The following is an 18379-nucleotide window of genomic DNA, read 5'->3' as shown; positions in this document are numbered from 1 at the left end:
AAAATCACACATCGACAAGGAAAACCAATATGAGTGCAGCACCCCCAAATTCATCACTGGATGAATCCATCCGCCTTCCCATCGACACCAAAATTTCGCCCTTTCAATGGCGCGTCATCATTTTGTGTTTTTTAATCGCCTTATTTGACGGTTTCGACACCCAAGCCTTGGCCTTTACTGGCCCTGCCATCATTGAGGCTTTTGGGCTAGAAGCCAAGGCTTTGGCGCCGGTATTGACCGCCGGCATCATCGGCATGACCGTCGGTGCGATGCTGCTGGGCATGTTGGGCGACAAACTTGGCCGCCACAAAACCCTGATGCTGTGTATGGCCTTGTTTGCCAGCTCGACCTTGCTCACTGCATTTGCCACCCATTTAAACCACATTTTCATCTTGCGCGTGATTGCCGGCTTGGGCATGGGCGGCGCCACGCCGGTGCTGCTGTCGCTGGCATCTGAATACGCACCGAAACGCCACAAAGGCTTGGTGACCACTGGCATTTTATTGGCCTTGCCTGCTGGAGCGATGTTGGGCGGTTTGTTGGCGGCGAAAATTCTGCCAGTATGGGGTTGGCAAAGCATTTACATCTTGGGTGGTGTCTTGCCCTTGCTGTTATTGGTGGCGGTGTATTTCGCCTTGCCCGAATCGTTGGAATACCTGTCGCAACGTCACACTGCGCGCAATCAGCAACAAATTAAGCGCATTTTAGGCAAAATCACCGGCAAACCAGTCCAAATCAGCGCCAGCAGTTTTGCCCAAACCGACGACCAACAGCCGATTGCAACGGCCAAATTATCGACTTTGTTCCAACCGGGTTTGGCCCGCACAACTGTAGGCGTGTGGGGCACGTATTTCTTTAACTGGATTGCTTGGTTTATGTTGCTGTCGTGGTTGCCCACCATTTTGAAGCAAGCAGGTTTAAGCCCTGCCGACGCACCGTATGCTTCGGTCACAGTCAACGCCGCCTTTATCGTGTTTGCCATTCCATTGGCGTATTACCTGCCGAAATTGAACATCAGCAAAATCCTGTATTTCATGTTTGCCTGTGGCATCGCCATCGCCATCGCCTTGGGTTTGGTCATCCACAACCAACAATGGGGCGTGGTGTTTGCGCTGATTGCCTTGGCAGGTTTCGGCATAGGCGGCCAACAATTGGTGTTGAATTACTTGGTGGTGGCGTCTTATCCGGCGCAAGTGCGCGCCACCGCCACCGGTTGGGCCATAGGCATGGGGCGTTTTGGTGCCATCATCGGTTCGGCCATAGGCGGCTCCATCTTGGCGCAATCCGGTGTCAATGGTTATTTCTTCGCCTTGGCCGTGCCTTTGGCCTTGGCATGGGTGTGTGTCTTGCTCATACGCAAATCATCGGACAGCTCGGCACAAGCGCTGCAGCAGCCAGTCGCACAAACCGCTGCCAAACACTGATGGCGTTTTAAACTCAAATAAGCGGCCTGTAAACATTTACAGGCCGCTTTATTTTGCTCAGCGCCAGCGTATTTCTATTGCCCTTGCCCTCTCGCCTATTCCTAATGTATCGGCAGCAAAACTATATTTGCCACGACTGATTGACTTCAACACCGTGCATCTGTTGCAATAGCTAAAAAAAAACACCCACTCACCACGTCTACCTAGGAGCTCAATATGGCCTTAACCGCTGCCGATTACAACTACCTGCGCCTGTGTGTAGACCTCGCCCAAACCGCCTTGTACGCAGGCGATGAGCCGTTTGGATCCATCTTGGTCAACCAATTTGGCGACATCCTCTACCAAGACCACAACCATGTCGCCGGTGGCGACGCCACCCAACACCCCGAATTCGCCATCGCACGCTGGGCCGCCACCAATTTAAGCCCAGACGAACGCGCCCATTGCGTGGTGTATACCTCAGGCGAACACTGCCCAATGTGCTCCGCCGCTCATGCGTGGGTGGGCTTGGGCAAAATCGTTTACGCCACCTCCAGCCAACAATTGCAAACGTGGTTGCAACAATGGCAAGCCCCAACCGCCCCCGTGGCCACGCTGTCCATCCAACAAGTCGCCCCCCAGCTTGAAACCGAAGGACCGGTGGAGGAATTTGAAGAAGAAATGCGCGATTTGTACCGCCAAGCGTTTGCCAAACAGCCGCAATAAGGTGTGGTCTGAAACATCGGCATATTGGTGCAATAAAACCATAAGCGGTATCCCGCCTTCGACTCCCTCATACTCTGCGTTCTCATACCATATCGCTTACAAGCGGCCTGTAATGTTTTACAGGCCGCTTGTTTGCTTCCCTATTCCATCTGAGACGCATCACCCTCATGTGGTTGTGTTGGCATTGCTGCCGCGGTGTATGAACCAAACCACACCAAAGCGGTATTCCAGCCATTGAAACATTTTGCGGATGGCGTGTACCTACACCGATGTTAAGATTAAGAAAACAATACGCACAACACTTTTCAATAAGGGAGAAGCATATGGTGAATGTGTATGAGATTTTGGGCATAGACCCCAACGCCAGCGCGCAAGACATCAACCGCATGATAGCCAAACACGAGGTCAACCAAACCCTCAAACCCGAAGTCGTTACCAAGATCCGTTTGGTCTTGCTCAATCCCGTCAAGCGACAGGCTTACAATGCGCAATTGTTTGGCGGCCACAGCACGGCTCCAATCCAACATACCACCCATACTCACCACACCGCTCCAACCCACAGCTCGAATTCCTCGCAACACCTGCACAGCGCCGCAACACCTGTGACTGCGGCGGCAACGCCCACTTCACCTTATCAAAGCACCATCCTCTACCCGCCTCAAAGCAAGGGCATCAAGCTCAAGAAACACCAGCGCAAAAAGAAGACCGCAGCGGGCGAATACCGCGTTAGAAAATGGCTGTTTATGCTGTGTGCGTTTTGCTTGGGCGGGTTTGGCTTGCATTGGTTTGTGGCCGGCAATTACAAACGCGGCGGCATTTATTTTGGCGTTTCTTTTCTCACCATCGTGTTGTTGTTCTTCTACTTGCTGCGCCATCCGCACGCCGACCCTTTTATCCCCGCCATCATGGCATGGGCATCGCTGTTTGACATGATACGGGCCGCCTTCAAGCGCAAAGATGCAGATGGTTATATCAGGGTTTAAACCTTATCGACACAGCGGCCTGTAAAGCCTGTTTAGCGGTTGATTGACGCTTACAGGCCGCTGTGTGTGGGTACACATGCGCCTACATACTTGCATATTTGTTAATCACACCACCACCTCAACACTGTTAAGCAACAAGCACTGACCCGATTGCTACAGCACCACTCAGACTGTGTTGTATAATCCCATCTGCCGTATTGCTGCTGCCCCCAACAGCATCTGGTTCTCCCTAACCTAAGCAGCCCGTCTTGCTTACCCTTGTCCCTAGCCCATAAAGAGTCAATCATGCAATTTCAAGGCGTTTGCCACAAAATGCACACGGCCTTAGCGCCACTGCCCAGCGATGCCGATGCCACGCCATCGGCCCAAGTTGAATACCAATTCGTCCTCGACCAAGCCACGGTCAATCAGCCGTTTGTGTTGGGACAGGAAATCGAATTGGAATGGACGGGCAATATTTACTGCGTCTCTTGCGGCAGCAAAACCCCCAAATCGTATGCGCAAGGTCATTGCTTTAAGTGTTTCAAAACCAAAGCCGCTTGCGACATGTGCATCATGAAACCGGAAACCTGCCATTACCATTTGGGCACTTGCCGCGAAGAGCCGTTTGCGCACGAGGTATGCTTCCAACCACACATCGTCTATTTGGCCAATTCCAGCGCCTTGAAAGTCGGCATCACCCGCTTGGGCCAAATGCCGACACGTTGGCTAGACCAAGGTGCGACCCAAGCCTTACCCATCATGCAAGTCGGTTCGCGCCGCTTATCGGGTCAATTGGAAATCATGTTTGGCGAGCAAGTGGCCGACAAAACCGATTGGCGCAAACTACTCAAAGGCTCGGCCGAGCCATTAAATTTGGTCGAAGTGCGCGAGCAATTATTGCAAGAATTCGCCCCGAAAATTGAAGCCATACGTACCGAATTCAGCGCCAACACCGAGTTTGCCGAAGACATAGACATCCTCGAGCAAGAACAAACGCGCGAATTCATCTACCCAGTAGATGCCTATCCTGCCAAAATCAAGTCGCACAATCTGGACAAAACCCCAACCATACGCGGCACGCTGCAAGGCATTAAAGGCCAGTATTTATTGCTCGACAATGGCGTCATCAACATCCGCAAATACACTGGTTATGAATTGATAGTGCGTATGATTTAAACGCTTTAATACCAATACAATAGACGAATAAATACAGTGTGAAATACGATATATAGCACTTACTGTTTTGCCCTTAACACCATAAAATAGCCTCATGTTGTGAACAACAACTTGAGGCTATTCAAATATATCACTTCTCGAACTGAAATATCTTGCTTGATTAAAATTCTAAATCCTATTTCGGTTTTACTTTGATAAGATTTCCTTTGCTTCCATATTTCCATTATTCGCTGCTTTAGTCAGCCATTCTATTGCCTTGGCTTCATTTTTAGCCACTCCTCGCCCTTCATAATACATTACCCCAAGGACATATTGTGCACTAGCATCTTCTTGCTCAGCGGCTTTGAGATAACATTCAAACGCTTTGGAATCGCTTTGAGCAACTCCTTGTCCATATAAATACATAAATCCAAGGTTGAATTGTGCCGAAGCCAATCCTTGCTCAGCTGCTTTTAAATACCACTCCACTGCTTTGGTATCGCTTTGAGTAACCCCTAATCCATTTAAATATATGTTACCAAGGTTGAATTGTGCCCAAGGCAGTCCTTGCTCAGCTGCTTTTAAATACCACTCAAACGCTTTGGCATCACTTTGAGCAACCCCTTGTCCATTTAAATACATAAATCCAAGGCTATTTTGTGCAAATGCCAGCCCTTGCTCAGCCGCTTTTGAATACCACTCCACCGCTTTGGCATCGTTTTGAGCAACCCCTAATCCATTTAAATATATGTTACCAAGGTTATTTTGTGCCTCAGCAACTCCTTGTTCAGCTGATTTTAAATACCACTCAAACGCTTTGGCATAGTTTCGAGCAACCCCTTGTCCCTGTTCATACATAAACCCAAGACTATTTTGTGCCTCAACATCTCCTTGCTCAGCTGCTTGCTCAGTCGCTTTAAAATCCCACTCAACTACTGTGGTATCATTTTGAGTAACCCCTTTATTCATCTTCATACACCACCACCCTCAAGATTATATTGTGCCTCTACATTCCCTTTATTGGCTTTCATTTGCAGCTCTTCAAGCCGACCAGTATCAGCCAAACCATAACTAAAACAGAATGAAAAAATGAACGATAAAATCGTCACTCTAGTTACATACATTCTTTAAGCTCTTTCTATTGTTATTGAAGATTATTACCACGGTATGGCATCCATAAGCCTTAAGCATACACCAAACTCGGACAATGTTAGTTCAAAAACTCAGTAAAGTAATGCGCAGTATCTTATTCAAACCCGCTTTAAGATAAACAATACTCCCTGTTAAAATCGGATTCGTAACCCAATACAAATACACTTTCCATATTTTCCAATCTCAGTACATCCAATAAAGTGATGTACTCATTGCTATTTTTCCCGCAATGTCTATTTTAAATGGTCATTTTATTGTTAAAAAAAGCGGCCTGTAAGCTTTACAGGCCGCTTTGATGATTCAAACAGAGACTTAAGCATCAACAGGCAAAATGCCGATTTTGGCTTGCCATTGTTTCGGTGCAATCGCGTGTACCGATTTACCTGTCGGGTCAACCGCCACGGTTACAGGCATGTCTTTCACTTCAAATTCGTAAATCGCTTCCATGCCCAATTCTTCAAACGCCAATACTTTAGACGATTTGATCGCTTTAGACACCAAGTAAGCCGAGCCGCCCACGGCCATCAAGTACACGGCTTGGTTGTCGGCGATGGCTTCGCACGCTACTGGGCCGCGTTCTGATTTGCCTATCATGCCGAGCAAGCCGGTTTTTTCCAACATGGTGCGGGTGAATTTGTCCATGCGCGTGGCAGTGGTTGGGCCTGCAGGGCCGACCACTTCATCGCCGACTGGGTCAACAGGGCCGACGTAGTAAATCACGCGGTTGGTAAAATCAACCGGCAATTCTTCGCCTTTGTTAATCATGTCGACCAAGCGTTTGTGCGCGGCATCGCGACCGGTCAAGATTTTACCGTTTAAGAGCAATACGTCGCCGATTTTCCATGAAGCGACTTCTTCTTTGGTGATGTTGTCCAAGTTCACGCGTTTGCCGTTTTGCGGGTCGTAAGTGATGTCTGGCCAGTCTTCCAAGCTCGGTGCTTCCAATACGGCTGGGCCTGAACCATCCAATTCAAATTCCACGTGACGGGTAGCGGCGCAGTTAGGAATCATTGCCACCGGTTTAGACGCGGCGTGGGTTGGGTAATCGAAGATTTTCACATCCAAGACGGTGGTCAAACCGCCCAAACCTTGTGCGCCTATGCCCAAGGCGTTCACTTTTTCAAACAATTCCAAACGCAAGGCTTCAACCGTGGTCAATTCTGCGCCTGATTTGGCTTTGTCTTGCAATTCGTGGATGTCGATGTGGCCCATCAACGATTCTTTGGCCATCAAAGCGGCTTTTTCTGGTGTACCGCCTATGCCTATGCCCAAGATGCCAGGAGGACACCAACCTGCGCCCATGGTAGGCACGGTTTTCAACACCCAATCCACGATGGAATCAGATGGGTTGAGCATCACCAATTTGGATTTGTTTTCAGAACCACCGCCTTTGGCCGCGCATATCACTTCGACTTTGTCGCCTTGGACAATTTCCATGTGCACCACGGCTGGGGTATTGTCTTTGGTGTTTTGGCGTTTGCCAGCAGGGTCGCGCAAGATAGACGCGCGCAATTTGTTGTCTGGGTGGGCATACGCTTGGCGCACGCCTTCGTTCACCATGTCTTGAATCGACAATTCAGCATCCCATTGCACGTTCATGCCGACTTTCAAAAATACCACAGCAATGCCGGTATCTTGGCAAATCGGACGACGGCCTTCGGCACACATGCGGCTGTTCACCAAAATCTGCGTCATCGCATCTTTGGCAGCAGGGTTTTCTTCTTTTTCCCATGCTTTGGTTAATGCTTGAATAAAGTCTTTGGGGTGGTAATAACTGATGAATTGAAATGCATCAGCAATGCTTTGGATAAAATCCTGTTGCTTGATCACAGTCATGGTGAACCTTTTTAGTATGAGGTGAATGTTCCGAGCGCTATTTTAGCCTTTTCAGGCTTTTTCGTCATCCACACTGTGCGCTCGCTATCGCTCACATAGCCACAAGCGGCCTGTAAATGGCTACAGTTAAGCAAGTTTTACAAATATTCGTTAAAATGCCTGCACTTTAGGTTTGTTTGAGTTGGTCTATGAAAATATTGATTTTGGGCTGTGGGCAAGTGGGTTCTGCCGTCGCCAAGAGTTTGGCACAGCAGCCCAACAACGATGTCACGGTCATCGACAGCAATGCCGCCGCCATCCAACGCTTGAGCGACAGCTTGGACATCCAAACCGTCATCGGCACATGTACCTCACCGCATATTTTACAGGCCGCTCAAATAGACGACAGCGATTTGCTGCTGGCTTTGACCGGCCACGATGAAACCAATTTGGTCGCGTGCCAATTGGCTTCGCGCCTCTACAACACCCCCGAATCCATCGCCCGTGTGCGCCAAGCGGAATTGGTCAATGCCATCGCTTCATCGACCGAGGACGAGGACGAAGGCGAAATCGACCAAAACATCTTCGATGTGTCGTATTACATCCGCCCTGAACAATTGGTGACCGAACAATTGTTTGGTTTGTTTCAATACCACCAAGTGTTGCAAGTGTTGTCGTTTAACGACGATGCCATGCGTTTGACGGTGATTAAGGCGCAAGCCGGTGGCGCGATGATAGGCAAGCCACTGGAGCAAACCCAAACCATCTTGGCTGAACGTGGCAAAGCCAATTACGATTGCCAAGTCAGCGCCATTTACCGCAATAACCGCTTAATCATTCCGCAACAAGAAACCACCATCATCGAAGGCGATGAGATTTATGTGTTGGCACGCACCGAGCACATGACGCAGGTATTGCGCTTGTTCCGCCCCGATGACCATTTGGGCCGACGGGTGATGATTGCTGGCGGGGGCAATATTGGCTACCGTTTGGCCAAATTATTGGAGCCGACCTGTAACGTCAAAATCATTGAGCACGGTCAAACCCGCGCCGAGTGGTTGGCGGACAATTTGAACAACACCTTGGTTTTGCAAGGCTCGGCCACGGATGAATCGCTGTTAATCCAAGAAAACATCGATGAAATCGATGTGTTTTGCGCCCTCACCAATGACGATGAAGACAATGTGATGTCGAGTTTGCTCGCCAACAATTTGGGCGCCAAGCAAATCATGACCATCATCAACCGCACCTCGTATGTAGACTTGCTGCAAGGCAATCAAATCGACATCGTGGTGTCGCCGCACCTGATTACCATCGGCTCAATTCTGTCGCACATCCGTCGCGGTGATATGGTGGCGGTCTACCCACTGCGCCACGGCACCGCCGAAGCGATAGAGGTGATTTTGCATGGCGACCGCAAGACTTCCAAACTGGTAGGACGGCGCTTGCAAGAAATCAAGCTGCCCAACAGCTGTTATTTTGCCGCGGTGGGCCGTAATGGCGAATGGGTAATGGCGCACCAGCGCGATTGGATTTTGCAAGAAGGCGATCATGTGATTTTCTTCGTGGCGCAAAGCCGCTATGTGCAAGATTTGGAAAAAACCATCGCCGTGAAATTCGGCTTCTTTTAAGCAAGGGCAGCATCATGTACAAACTTCTGCCCATCGTGCACATCTTGGCCAAACTCGGCGTGTTGTTTGCCGCCTTGTTGATGTTACCAGCGCTGATTTCATGGATATTCGGCGATGGCTTGGCCATGCACTTGACCACCATTTCGATGATGACGATGTTCATCGCCTTTGTGGTGTGGGTTTTAACAGCCAAATACCAGCGCGAGCTCAAGCCGCGCGATGGCTGTACTTTGGCGGTGGTGTTATGGCTGGGCTTTGCATTGATTGCCGCCGCACCGATGTATTTGGCCGTCCCCGAAATCACCATTACCGACGCCTATTTTGAAGCGATGTCGGGTTTGACCACCACCGGTGCCACCGTCATCAAAGACATTGATGCCTTGCCGCCTTCCATCAATTTCTGGCGTGCCATGTTGCAGTGGTTGGGCGGCATGGGGATTATTGTGTTGGCAGTGGCGATTTTGCCTTTATTAGGCGTCGGGGGCATGCAGTTATACCGCGCCGAAATGAACGGCATCAACAAAACCAATAAACTGTCGCCGCGCATCGCCCAAACCGCCAAAACCATGTGGGGCATTTATGTGATGTTCACATTTGTGCTGTGGCTGAGTTTGCATTGGGCAGGCATGTCTTGGTTTGATGCCTTGTGCCATGCCATGGGCACGATTTCGCTGGGTGGCTCGTCCACCCACTCCGAAGGCTTGGCATTTTTCAATTCACCGATGATAGAAGCCATCATGATGGTCGGCATGATAGTCGGCGGCATCAACTTCGCTAACCACTTTTATGCCGTTTCCAATCGCTCACTCAAACACTATTGGCGCGATTCCGAAGTCAAGCTCACGCTGTATGTGTTGCTGTTCACCATCATCACCGGCACGCTGTATTTGTGGATCATCGATTTTTACAGCTTCAAAGACGCGCTGCGCTATGTTTCTTTCACCACCGTGTCTTTGGGTTTGGCCACCGGCTATTCCACCGTCGATTTTGGCACGTGGCCTCTGGTATTGTCCTTATGGCTCATCTTGTTATCCAATTTCTTGTCCAATGCAGGCTCTACCGGTGGCGGTATCAAAACCGTGCGCGCCATTGTTTTGTTCAAATTTAGTTTACGAGAAATGACATTATTACTCCACCCAAACGCGGTGTATCGGGTTAAAATCAACGGCAATCCAGTACCAGAGCGCATGGCCTTGACCATTTTGGCCTTCGTGTTTGTGTATTGTTCCACCATCATGGTGTTCACTTTCATCATGATGATTACCGGATTGGACTTTCTGACTGCCCTCACCGCCATGGTGGCCTGTATCACCAACACAGGTACTGGCCTAGGCAATGTTGGCCCCAGCTACTCCTTCGGTTACTTCAGTGATTTACAAAAATGGCTGTGTTTGTTTGTGATGTTGCTCGGCCGTTTGGAAATTTTCACCTTATTGGTGTTGTTTACGCCCGCTTATTGGCGCAAATAGGGAAAACTTATGCAAAAAATCTTGTGGCGCGTTGGCGCCATCACTGCGGCAGTGGCACTTGCCGCTTGCTCTACTCAAAAAGAAACCCCAGTTGAACCCGTTACCAGCAGTGATGCTTCCTCTTTAACCGGTATTCAATTTTCGCAAACCCCAGCCGAAAGCACTGGCAAAGTGATGGGCGATTACCAACAATACCAGCCGACTTTGGACGCATTGAAAAGCGACAATGACAATGCTGCCATGAGCTTTTTGAACCAACAGCCACACGACAATGCCATGGCCGAACGCGTGCGTAATCAATGGTTAAAAAGCTTGGGCAAACGCGGGCAATGGAGCCGTTTCAATGCCGAATACGCCAAACTGGATAAAGGTGGCATAGACCAAGAAAACCAGTGTTATGCGCAATTAAGCGGTGCCGACAAAAACCCGCAATTGGTGCAAGACTTAATCAAAGACCACGGCAAATTGCCGTTGGGCTGTAACACCATGTTACAAAACGCCGCCGCCAGCGGCGCCGTGAATCAAAACCAAGTGTGGCAACGCGTGCGCGGGCTGTTATCCAACAACCAAACCACCGATGCGCGCAACTTGGCCAATGCCATCGGCCAGCCTTTGCCTGCCAGCTTGGGCACTTATTCCGGCAGTGGCGCCGCGGCACAAGAATCCTTGTTGTACTCAGTGACCAATGCCAATGCGCGCAAAGACAGCAATATCGGCAGCCGCATTGCCGCCTTGTCTGGCAGTTTGACTGCTGAACAACTGGGCTTTGCCTATGGCGCCGCCGGTGAAACCCATGCCAAAAGCCAAAACTTCGGTGTGGCCTTGCCTTTGTTCCAACAAGCCGACAAGGCGCAATTGGATACCGAGCAATGGGAATGGTATGTGCGCTCTGCCCTGCGCTTTAGCCGTTGGCAAGACGTGAACAACATCATCGCCGCCATGCCAGCCAATATGCAAAACAAAGAGGATTGGCAATACTGGCGCGGTCGTGCCTTAAGCGCTACTGGTCAAGGTGGCCAAGCGCAAGACTTGTACCAAAAAGCGTCTAAATCAGGCCGCAATTTCTACGCCTTGATGGCGACCGAAGCCTTGGGTGGCAAGGTCAATACCCAAAGCAATGTCAAACGCGCCTCTGAAGCCGAACAATTGCGCGCTGCACAAGACGGTAAAATTGCCCGTGCCATGACTTTGTTCCAATCCAGCGTGTCTGCCGACGACCGCACCATGCGCGGCGTGGCGCAGCAACAATGGCGTTTTGCCGTGCGCAATTTGAATGAGCCGAGCTTGCTCGCTGCTGCCGCGATGGCACAAAAAAGCGGTTTCAATGAAATGGCGATTTACGCCGCCGACCGCACCAACACCTTGATTGATTACAACATCCGCTACATGGCACCGTTCCGCGACATTACCACGCGCTACTCTGCCCAAGTCGGCATAGACCCAGCCTGGGCGTATGGCTTAATCCGCCAAGAAAGCCGCTTTATGATTGGTGCACGCTCGCATGTGGGCGCTTCTGGTTTAATGCAATTGATGCCAGCTACAGCGCGCGAAGTGGAACGCAAAATTGGTTCTTCTAGCGTGGGTTTGGACGACATCGAGCACAACATCAAGCTCGGTACTTGGTATTTGGCCGATGTGCGCAACAGCTCCGGCAGCGAAACCATGGCCACCGCAGGCTATAACGCCGGCCCTGGTCGCGCCCGCCAATGGCGCGCCAATACCCCACTCGAAGGCGCGATTTACGCCGAAACCATTCCGTTCAATGAAACGCGTGATTATGTGAAACGGGTGATGGCAAATGCGACATATTATGCCAGTTTGTTCAATGAACCTAAGCAGTCTTTGACGCAGCGCATAGGCACAGTACCCGCCAAATAATCTGTTAGCCATGCACATAAATGCGGCCTGTAAATGTTTACAGGCCGCTTTTTTATGCAGTTTGTGCTGTGTATTCATCTTTTATTGGCACAAAGAAAATAACCCACATTCACCCCTGTTTCGTCAGGTGGTTTTATATTTCACTCTAGCTTCAGTCATATTTGACTTATATCAAACAAGTAAGATGTCGCTTTTGTTAGATTTCTAACAGCAACACAAACAAATGAATTATAAAGAAATTATAAAAATAAATATTCCAATTAAATAAAAATCTACACCATGCAAACCACTACAAAGGTCGATTATGTACACGCACACACCGCTTCCCCACCGTTCTGTCAGCACGGCTCAAGTTGACATGGAATTGATGTTTTTGAGTGAGCACAGCCAAGAGCACTGCTTAAACCTCATCATGCAATTGGACGCCGATAGCCGCGGCCCTTACCTGCAACAATTCGTGCACCAACACGCGCAATTAAACGTCTCTGCCGAGCGCCGTTACCACTCGGTAATGGAATGGCTGATGGCCGCGTAATAAATGCCTGTCTTATTGTGTTAGGCAGATGTAATAAGACAGCCATTTCACCCTGATGCACGGTGATAAACTTACAGGTCGCTTGATGCGGCCTGTAATCCTATGTTTCTGGTGATGTGTGATGCAATTGTTCCAAAGCCATGCAGTGCTTAGGCCGCTGCTGCAGCCATAACCAATGCCCACACACCGTTTTAATGCCCATATTGTATTAAAATTCGATTGGTTTAACCAAGCTTGCTGCATCCAGCTTTGATGCCCGATGTTATTGCCACAAACCATTACAGGCCGCATCAAGCGGCCTGTAAACCTCTGAACACCATTACCCTCTTAGGCTCACAGCAAGCCCATATTCCACAGCTGAAATTGCTGTTTTAGAAAACACCGTCAACGCAGCCACATCTCGCCATTGCCAATACATGGCCGCAAGCATAGCTGTGTTTAATATACCTGCTCACGCTCTACACGTTCATCCATTCCATCACTTCTAAATATTTACAGGCCTCATTAAGCAGCCTGTAAATAATCTGATTACCTAAACAACAAAAACAAACCTACATGGTAGCGTAATTCGGGCCACCGCCACCTTCTGGACAAGTCCAGTTGATGTTTTGGGTTGGGTCTTTGATGTCGCAAGTCTTGCAATGCACGCAGTTTTGCGCATTGATTTGCAAACGCGGCTTGCCATCTTCTTGCTCAACGATTTCGTACACACCGGCTGGGCAATAACGCGTTTCTGGGCTGGCATACTCATTGAAGTTCACCGAAATCGCCACTTCTGGGTTTTTCAAACGCAGATGCGCGGGTTGGTTTTCTTCATGGTTGGTGCCACTTAAGAACACGCTGGACAAACGATCGAAGGTCAACACACCATCAGGCTTAGGATAGTTAATCTTCACGCTGTTGGCGGCTTTTTGCAAACTGCCATAATCGGTACCGTGGTGTTTCAAAGTCCACGGTGCTTTGCCTTTGAACACATAAGTGTCCAAAGCCGAGTACACCATTGCTGGCCACAAACCCCATTTGAATGAAGGACGGATGTTGCGCACGCCATGCAATTCGGTGTGCAACCAGCTTTGTTCAAACGCGCTTTGGTAGAAGCTGGCTTCCACCGATTTCTCGTACGCTTCTTGCGGCTCTTCCAAGTATTTGAACACGGCTTCTGCGGCCAACATGCCCGATTTCATCGCCGTGTGCGTGCCTTTGATGCGCGGCACGTTCAAGAAACCGGCGGCATCGCCGACCAATACGCCACCTGGGAAGGTGATTTTTGGCAGGCTTTGCAAGCCACCTTCGCTCAATGCGCGCGCGCCATAAGCGATGCGACGCGCACCTTCAAACACTTTGCGAATTTCTGGGTGGGTTTTAAAGCGTTGGAATTCTTCAAACGGCGACATATACGGATTTTGATAGTCCAAACCGATGACGAAACCGACGGCCACTTGGTTGTCATTCAAATGGTATAAGAACGAACCACCGTAAGTCTTGGTGTCTATCGGCCAACCAATCGAGTGTTGTACATAACCTGGTTTGGCTTTGGCTGGATCGATTTCCCACAATTCTTTGATACCGATGCCGTAAGTTTGCGCTTGTGAGTCTTTGTCCAAGTTGAATTTTTGAATCAAACCTTTGGTTAAAGAACCACGACAGCCTTCGGAGAAGATGGTTTGTTGTGCCAACAATTCCATGCCCACGGCGTAATTGTCGGTGGCTTCACCATCTTTGCCTATGCCCATGTCACCGGTGGCGATACCGCGCACCGAACCATCGGCGTGGTACAACACTTCGGCAGCAGCAAAGCCTGGGTAAATCTCAATGCCCATGCCTTCGGCTTGTTCGGCCAACCAGCGTGTGAGCAAACCCAAGCTGATGATGTAATTGCCATGATTTTGGAAATTCGGTGGGGTCGGCAATTTTTTGGCTTTGTCGGCGGTCAAGAATAAAAACGCGTCTTCTGTGACCGGACAATCCAACGGTGCACCCAATTCTTTCCAATTCGGGAACAACTCATTCAAAGACACGGGATCGATGACCGCGCCCGACAAGATGTGCGCACCGACTTCCGAGCCTTTTTCAACCACACAAATGCTGATTTCTTTTTCAGCTTTGTCGGCCAATTGTTTCAAACGGATGGCTGCCGACAGACCAGATGGACCTGCTCCCACTACCACCACATCAAACTGCATGCTTTCGCGTTCTGTGTTCTCTACCATGTTTGAGGCTTTCCGATTTTCTAGGTTTTTATCCTATTATGCGCAACATCAAGTTCTTAGGCGTTGATTTCATCAACTTAAACAATATGCTGCTGTTGTAATTGTTCGATTTGTTCCTGAGTATAACCCAAGCTTGTTAAGACTGAAACAGTATCTTGTCCCAAATCTGGTGGGGCGCTTAAGTATTGTACCGGTGTGCCTGACAGTTTCACCGGTGAACCCAAGACACGCATGGTGGTGTCTTTTTTCGCCAATTCCACCACCATAGCACGCGCTTGCGTTTGCGGCATGGCCACGGCTTCGGCGATGTTGTTGATGGGGCCACACGGCACGCTGGCGGCATCAAACAAACCCAACCATTCATCACGCTCGCGGCGCATGAATTCGGCTTGCATCAACGGCACCAATTCGGCACGGTTTTTCACCCGTTGTGGGTTGGTGGCAAAGCGTTCATCCGCAATCCAATCCTGCCCCATCACCTCGCACACAGCGGCAAACTGCTTGTCATTGCCGCATGCCAGTATCAAGTGTTGCGCCCCCTCAGTCGCAAACACTTGATACGGCACGATGCTCGGATGGCCGTTGCCCAAACGTGGAGGCACTTTACCTGTGGCCAAATGGTTCATGCCCACGTTCGCCAACATGGCAATGGCACTGTCCAATAAGGCCACATCCACGTGTTGGCCTAAGCCAGTTTGCGTGCGCGCCAATAAAGCGGCCTGTATGCCGATGACCAAATTCAAACCGGCAAACAAATCCACTACCGCCACGCCCACTTTATAAGGCAAGCCGTCTTCAGGGCCGGTAATGCTCATCAAACCCGATTGGCCTTGAATGATGTAGTCGTAACCCGGCTTTCGTGCATCGGGGCCGGTTTGACCGAAACCGGTTAACGAGGCGTATACCAAACGCGGATTCAGACTTTTTAAACTGTCGTAATCAAGGCCGTATTTTTTCAGGCCGCCTACTTTATAGTTTTCCACCAACACATCGGCCTCAGCCACCATTTTTTTGATGATGTCTTGACCTGCGGGAGTGGAAATATCGACGGTGAGCGATTGCTTGTTGCGGTTAACGGTGGCGAAATAGGCTGAAGTGCCGTCGGCAAATTGCGGTGGCGCCCATTCGCGCGTTTCATCGCCGCTGTCAGGGCGTTCAATTTTAATTACTTCCGCACCCAAATCGGCCAAACATTGGGTGGCACTGGGACCGGCTAAAACACGGGATAAATCAACGACTTTGATACCTGCTAAGGCGGCTTGTGTCATCTGAAACACTCCTTGATGCGGTTAGATACTTTACAGGACGCATTAAGCGTCCTGTAAGTCATGCGAATTGAGGTTTAAGCAAAGGCTTGCAAACCGGTTTGGGCACGGCCCAAAATCAACGCATGCACATCGTGAGTGCCTTCATAAGTGTTTACCGCTTCCAAATTCATCACATGGCGTATCACATGGAATTCATCGGCAATACCGTTACCACCGTGCATGTCACGGGCAACGCGGGCAATGTCCAAAGCCTTGCCACAGTTATTGCGCTTGATCAATGAAATCATTTCCGGCGCAGCGCGGTCTTCATCCATCAAACGACCCACGCGCAATGAAGCTTGTAGACCTAAAGCGATTTCGGTTTGCATATTCGCCAATTTCAATTGTATCAATTGGTTGGCAGCCAAAGGCTTACCGAATTGTTTGCGGTCCAATGTGTATTGACGTGCGGCAAACCAGCAAGCCTCAGCCGCACCCATCGCGCCCCAAGAAATGCCGTAACGGGCTTTGTTCAAGCAACCGAATGGGCCTTTTAAGCCACGGATGTCTGGGAACGCATTTTCTTCAGGCACAAACACTTCATCCATCACGATTTCGCCAGTCACAGAGGCGCGCAATGAGAATTTGCCGTGGATTTTCGGCGCAGACAAACCTTTCATGCCTTTGTCCAAGATGAAACCGCGGATTTCACCTTCGTCGTCTTTGGCCCAAACCACGAACACATCGGCCACTGGGCTGTTGGTAATCCACATTTTGGTACCCGACAAAGAATAGCCACCGGCCACTTTTTTGGCGCGGGTTTGCATGCCTGCTGGATCAGAACCGGCATTAGGCTCGGTCAAACCGAAACAACCGATGAATTCACCGCTGGCCAATTTTGGCAAGTATTTTTCTTTTTGCGCTTCAGTACCGTAAGCGTAAATAGGATGCATTACCAAGCTGGATTGCACACTCATGGCAGAGCGGTAACCTGAATCCACGCGCTCAATCGCACGACCGATCAAGCCGTAAGCCACACTAGACATACCCGCACAACCGTAACCATCAATGGTCACTCCCAAGAAACCCATTTCGCCCAATTGACGCATGATGTTCACGTCAAAATGCTCATTGCGGTTGGCTTCTAAAATGCCAGGCATCAATTCGTTTTGGAAGAAATCATTGGCACTGTCAAATACCATGCGTTCTTCTTCGGTCAATTGATCTTGCAACAAAAATGGATCTTCCCAGTTAAATGGTGCGCGTGTTTGTCCCATGTTTACCACTCCTCAAATCGTTATGCTGAATTATTGATGTTCTGCAAAACATGTTTCGCTTAACGGAATTATGTTCTACAATATGAAACTATTGTAACAAAAAAATCGGAGTTGTCCAGTGCTGGATTCACTTTTACATGCGATTACCTATGCCGAAGAACACGATGACAAGCAATTTGTCACCGCCTTGGCGCGCGGCATCAGTTTGATGGCGGCTTTTGACGATGAAATGCGCCCTTTAACCCACCAATTACTGTGTGAAAAAACCGGCTTACCCAAAGCCACTGTATCACGCCTTTTGTATACCTTGATGAAATTGGATTTCATACGCCAATTGGGCAATGAATACTATCTCGGTGCCAATTGCTTCAAACTCAGCCACACCGCCGAAGAAAAACGCCAATTTGTGCGCCGCGCCACCCCTTTAATGGTGGAATTTGCGCAAAAACATCAGGTATCGGTGAGTTTGGCTACCGAACGCAGCGGCAAAATGTATTATTTGCAAAGCATACGCAGCCCTGCCAAATTAACCGTGCAATTGAGCATCGGTTCTGAAGTACCGATTTGCAGTACCGCCATAGGCCGCGCATACTTCACCCATCAGACTGCTGCCGAGCAACAGCGCATCATGCAACAGCTGAATTTACCAGCAGCGCAAATCGCACAAGAATGGCAATTGTTTGAAGAAGCCAAAGGCTTTTATGAGGAACACGGCTATACCGTATCTGATGGCGAATTCAGCAGCGAGATTACCGCGATTGCCGTGCCCGTGTGGGACAGTTTTGAAAAATACTATGCTTATTCTCTCAATGCCAGCGTGCCCAGAGCATTGATTACCGAACAAAGCTTGGTGAAATCGACGCTAAAATCCTTGCAACAACTGGCGCAAGCGCTGGCGAAGATTTGAAAATCCATT

The 18379-nt window shown here is 49.5% G+C and carries 14 protein-coding genes; 9 read left to right on the top strand and 5 right to left on the bottom strand.

Annotated features, from left to right (window positions below; genetic code table 11):
• Positions 1-29 precede the first annotated feature (29 nt).
• The 4 genes from BN3003_RS08675 (at position 30) to BN3003_RS08660 (ending at position 4270) form a co-directional block, all read left to right on the top strand.
• Positions 30-1424: an MFS transporter gene (locus BN3003_RS08675; protein WP_058356229.1), complete on the top strand. Its 1395-nt coding sequence runs from the start codon at positions 30-32 to the stop codon at positions 1422-1424.
• A 216-nt stretch (positions 1425-1640) separates the two neighbouring features.
• Complete coding sequence (locus BN3003_RS08670; protein WP_058356228.1) at positions 1641-2129, top strand: nucleoside deaminase; 489 nt, start codon at positions 1641-1643, stop codon at positions 2127-2129.
• Positions 2130-2452: 323 nt separating this feature from the next.
• Positions 2453-3112 (top strand): hypothetical protein, encoded by a 660-nt coding sequence (locus BN3003_RS08665; RefSeq protein ID WP_058356227.1) that lies wholly within the window; start codon positions 2453-2455, stop codon positions 3110-3112.
• 285 nt (positions 3113-3397) lie between these two features.
• A complete protein-coding gene (locus tag BN3003_RS08660) occupies positions 3398-4270 on the top strand; it encodes a DUF2797 domain-containing protein (RefSeq protein WP_058356226.1) in 873 nt (290 codons plus the stop codon).
• Between the two features lie 186 nt (positions 4271-4456).
• Here BN3003_RS08660 and BN3003_RS08655 read toward each other — a convergent pair whose 3' ends face one another.
• Together BN3003_RS08655 and BN3003_RS08650 are read right to left on the bottom strand one after the other, a co-directional pair.
• Positions 4457-5224, bottom strand: coding sequence for a tetratricopeptide repeat protein (locus BN3003_RS08655; RefSeq protein ID WP_058356225.1), 768 nt, complete (start codon positions 5222-5224; stop codon positions 4457-4459).
• Positions 5225-5713: 489 nt separating this feature from the next.
• Entirely contained in the window at positions 5714-7237 is a 1524-nt protein-coding gene (locus BN3003_RS08650) for a fumarate hydratase (RefSeq protein ID WP_058356224.1), read from the bottom strand.
• Between the two features lie 188 nt (positions 7238-7425).
• Between BN3003_RS08650 and trkA the strand changes: the two genes are divergently transcribed.
• From trkA to BN3003_RS18840, 4 genes are all read left to right on the top strand, one after another.
• Positions 7426-8847, top strand: coding sequence for a Trk system potassium transporter TrkA (gene trkA, locus BN3003_RS08645; RefSeq protein WP_058356223.1), 1422 nt, complete (start codon positions 7426-7428; stop codon positions 8845-8847).
• Between the two features lie 14 nt (positions 8848-8861).
• Positions 8862-10316 (top strand): TrkH family potassium uptake protein, encoded by a 1455-nt coding sequence (locus tag BN3003_RS08640; RefSeq protein WP_058356222.1) that lies wholly within the window; start codon positions 8862-8864, stop codon positions 10314-10316.
• A 9-nt stretch (positions 10317-10325) separates the two neighbouring features.
• Entirely contained in the window at positions 10326-12194 is a 1869-nt protein-coding gene (locus tag BN3003_RS08635) for a lytic transglycosylase domain-containing protein (RefSeq protein WP_058356221.1), read from the top strand.
• A gap of 304 nt (positions 12195-12498) precedes the next feature.
• Entirely contained in the window at positions 12499-12729 is a 231-nt protein-coding gene (locus tag BN3003_RS18840) for a hypothetical protein (protein WP_147645398.1), read from the top strand.
• Between the two features lie 551 nt (positions 12730-13280).
• Here the strand turns inward: BN3003_RS18840 and BN3003_RS08630 are convergent.
• The 3 genes from BN3003_RS08630 to BN3003_RS08620 form a co-directional block, all read right to left on the bottom strand.
• Positions 13281-14939, bottom strand: a complete 1659-nt coding sequence (locus BN3003_RS08630; protein WP_058356220.1) for an electron transfer flavoprotein-ubiquinone oxidoreductase — start codon at positions 14937-14939, stop codon at positions 13281-13283.
• 77 nt (positions 14940-15016) lie between these two features.
• Positions 15017-16207, bottom strand: coding sequence for a CaiB/BaiF CoA transferase family protein (locus BN3003_RS08625; protein ID WP_058356219.1), 1191 nt, complete (start codon positions 16205-16207; stop codon positions 15017-15019).
• 74 nt (positions 16208-16281) lie between these two features.
• The gene (locus tag BN3003_RS08620) at positions 16282-17463 is read right to left on the bottom strand and encodes an acyl-CoA dehydrogenase (RefSeq protein WP_058356218.1); all 1182 of its coding nucleotides are present in this window, start codon (positions 17461-17463) and stop codon (positions 16282-16284) included.
• 118 nt (positions 17464-17581) lie between these two features.
• Between BN3003_RS08620 and BN3003_RS08615 the strand changes: the two genes are divergently transcribed.
• Entirely contained in the window at positions 17582-18370 is a 789-nt protein-coding gene (locus BN3003_RS08615; RefSeq protein WP_058356217.1) for an IclR family transcriptional regulator, read from the top strand.
• Positions 18371-18379: the final 9 nt, after the last annotated feature.

The sequence above is a fragment of the Vitreoscilla massiliensis genome, assembly GCF_001457815.1.
Taxonomy (GTDB): domain Bacteria; phylum Pseudomonadota; class Gammaproteobacteria; order Burkholderiales; family Neisseriaceae; genus Vitreoscilla; species Vitreoscilla massiliensis.
Note: the sequence above shows the minus strand (reverse complement) of the source record. Positions and strands in the feature narration are given on the sequence as shown.

Excerpts from the sequence above, each read along its gene's own strand:
- BN3003_RS08675 (WP_058356229.1), top strand. The coding sequence starts at position 30 with ATGAGTGCAGCACCCCCAAATTCATCACTGGATGAATCCATCCGCCTT.
- BN3003_RS08670 (WP_058356228.1), top strand. The coding sequence starts at position 1,641 with ATGGCCTTAACCGCTGCCGATTACAACTACCTGCGCCTGTGTGTAGAC.
- BN3003_RS08665 (WP_058356227.1), top strand. The coding sequence starts at position 2,453 with ATGGTGAATGTGTATGAGATTTTGGGCATAGACCCCAACGCCAGCGCG.
- BN3003_RS08660 (WP_058356226.1), top strand. The coding sequence starts at position 3,398 with ATGCAATTTCAAGGCGTTTGCCACAAAATGCACACGGCCTTAGCGCCA.
- BN3003_RS08655 (WP_058356225.1), bottom strand. The coding sequence starts at position 5,224 with ATGAAGATGAATAAAGGGGTTACTCAAAATGATACCACAGTAGTTGAG.
- BN3003_RS08650 (WP_058356224.1), bottom strand. The coding sequence starts at position 7,237 with ATGACTGTGATCAAGCAACAGGATTTTATCCAAAGCATTGCTGATGCA.
- trkA (WP_058356223.1), top strand. The coding sequence starts at position 7,426 with ATGAAAATATTGATTTTGGGCTGTGGGCAAGTGGGTTCTGCCGTCGCC.
- BN3003_RS08640 (WP_058356222.1), top strand. The coding sequence starts at position 8,862 with ATGTACAAACTTCTGCCCATCGTGCACATCTTGGCCAAACTCGGCGTG.
- BN3003_RS08635 (WP_058356221.1), top strand. The coding sequence starts at position 10,326 with ATGCAAAAAATCTTGTGGCGCGTTGGCGCCATCACTGCGGCAGTGGCA.
- BN3003_RS18840 (WP_147645398.1), top strand. The coding sequence starts at position 12,499 with ATGTACACGCACACACCGCTTCCCCACCGTTCTGTCAGCACGGCTCAA.
- BN3003_RS08630 (WP_058356220.1), bottom strand. The coding sequence starts at position 14,939 with ATGGTAGAGAACACAGAACGCGAAAGCATGCAGTTTGATGTGGTGGTA.
- BN3003_RS08625 (WP_058356219.1), bottom strand. The coding sequence starts at position 16,207 with ATGACACAAGCCGCCTTAGCAGGTATCAAAGTCGTTGATTTATCCCGT.
- BN3003_RS08620 (WP_058356218.1), bottom strand. The coding sequence starts at position 17,463 with ATGGGACAAACACGCGCACCATTTAACTGGGAAGATCCATTTTTGTTG.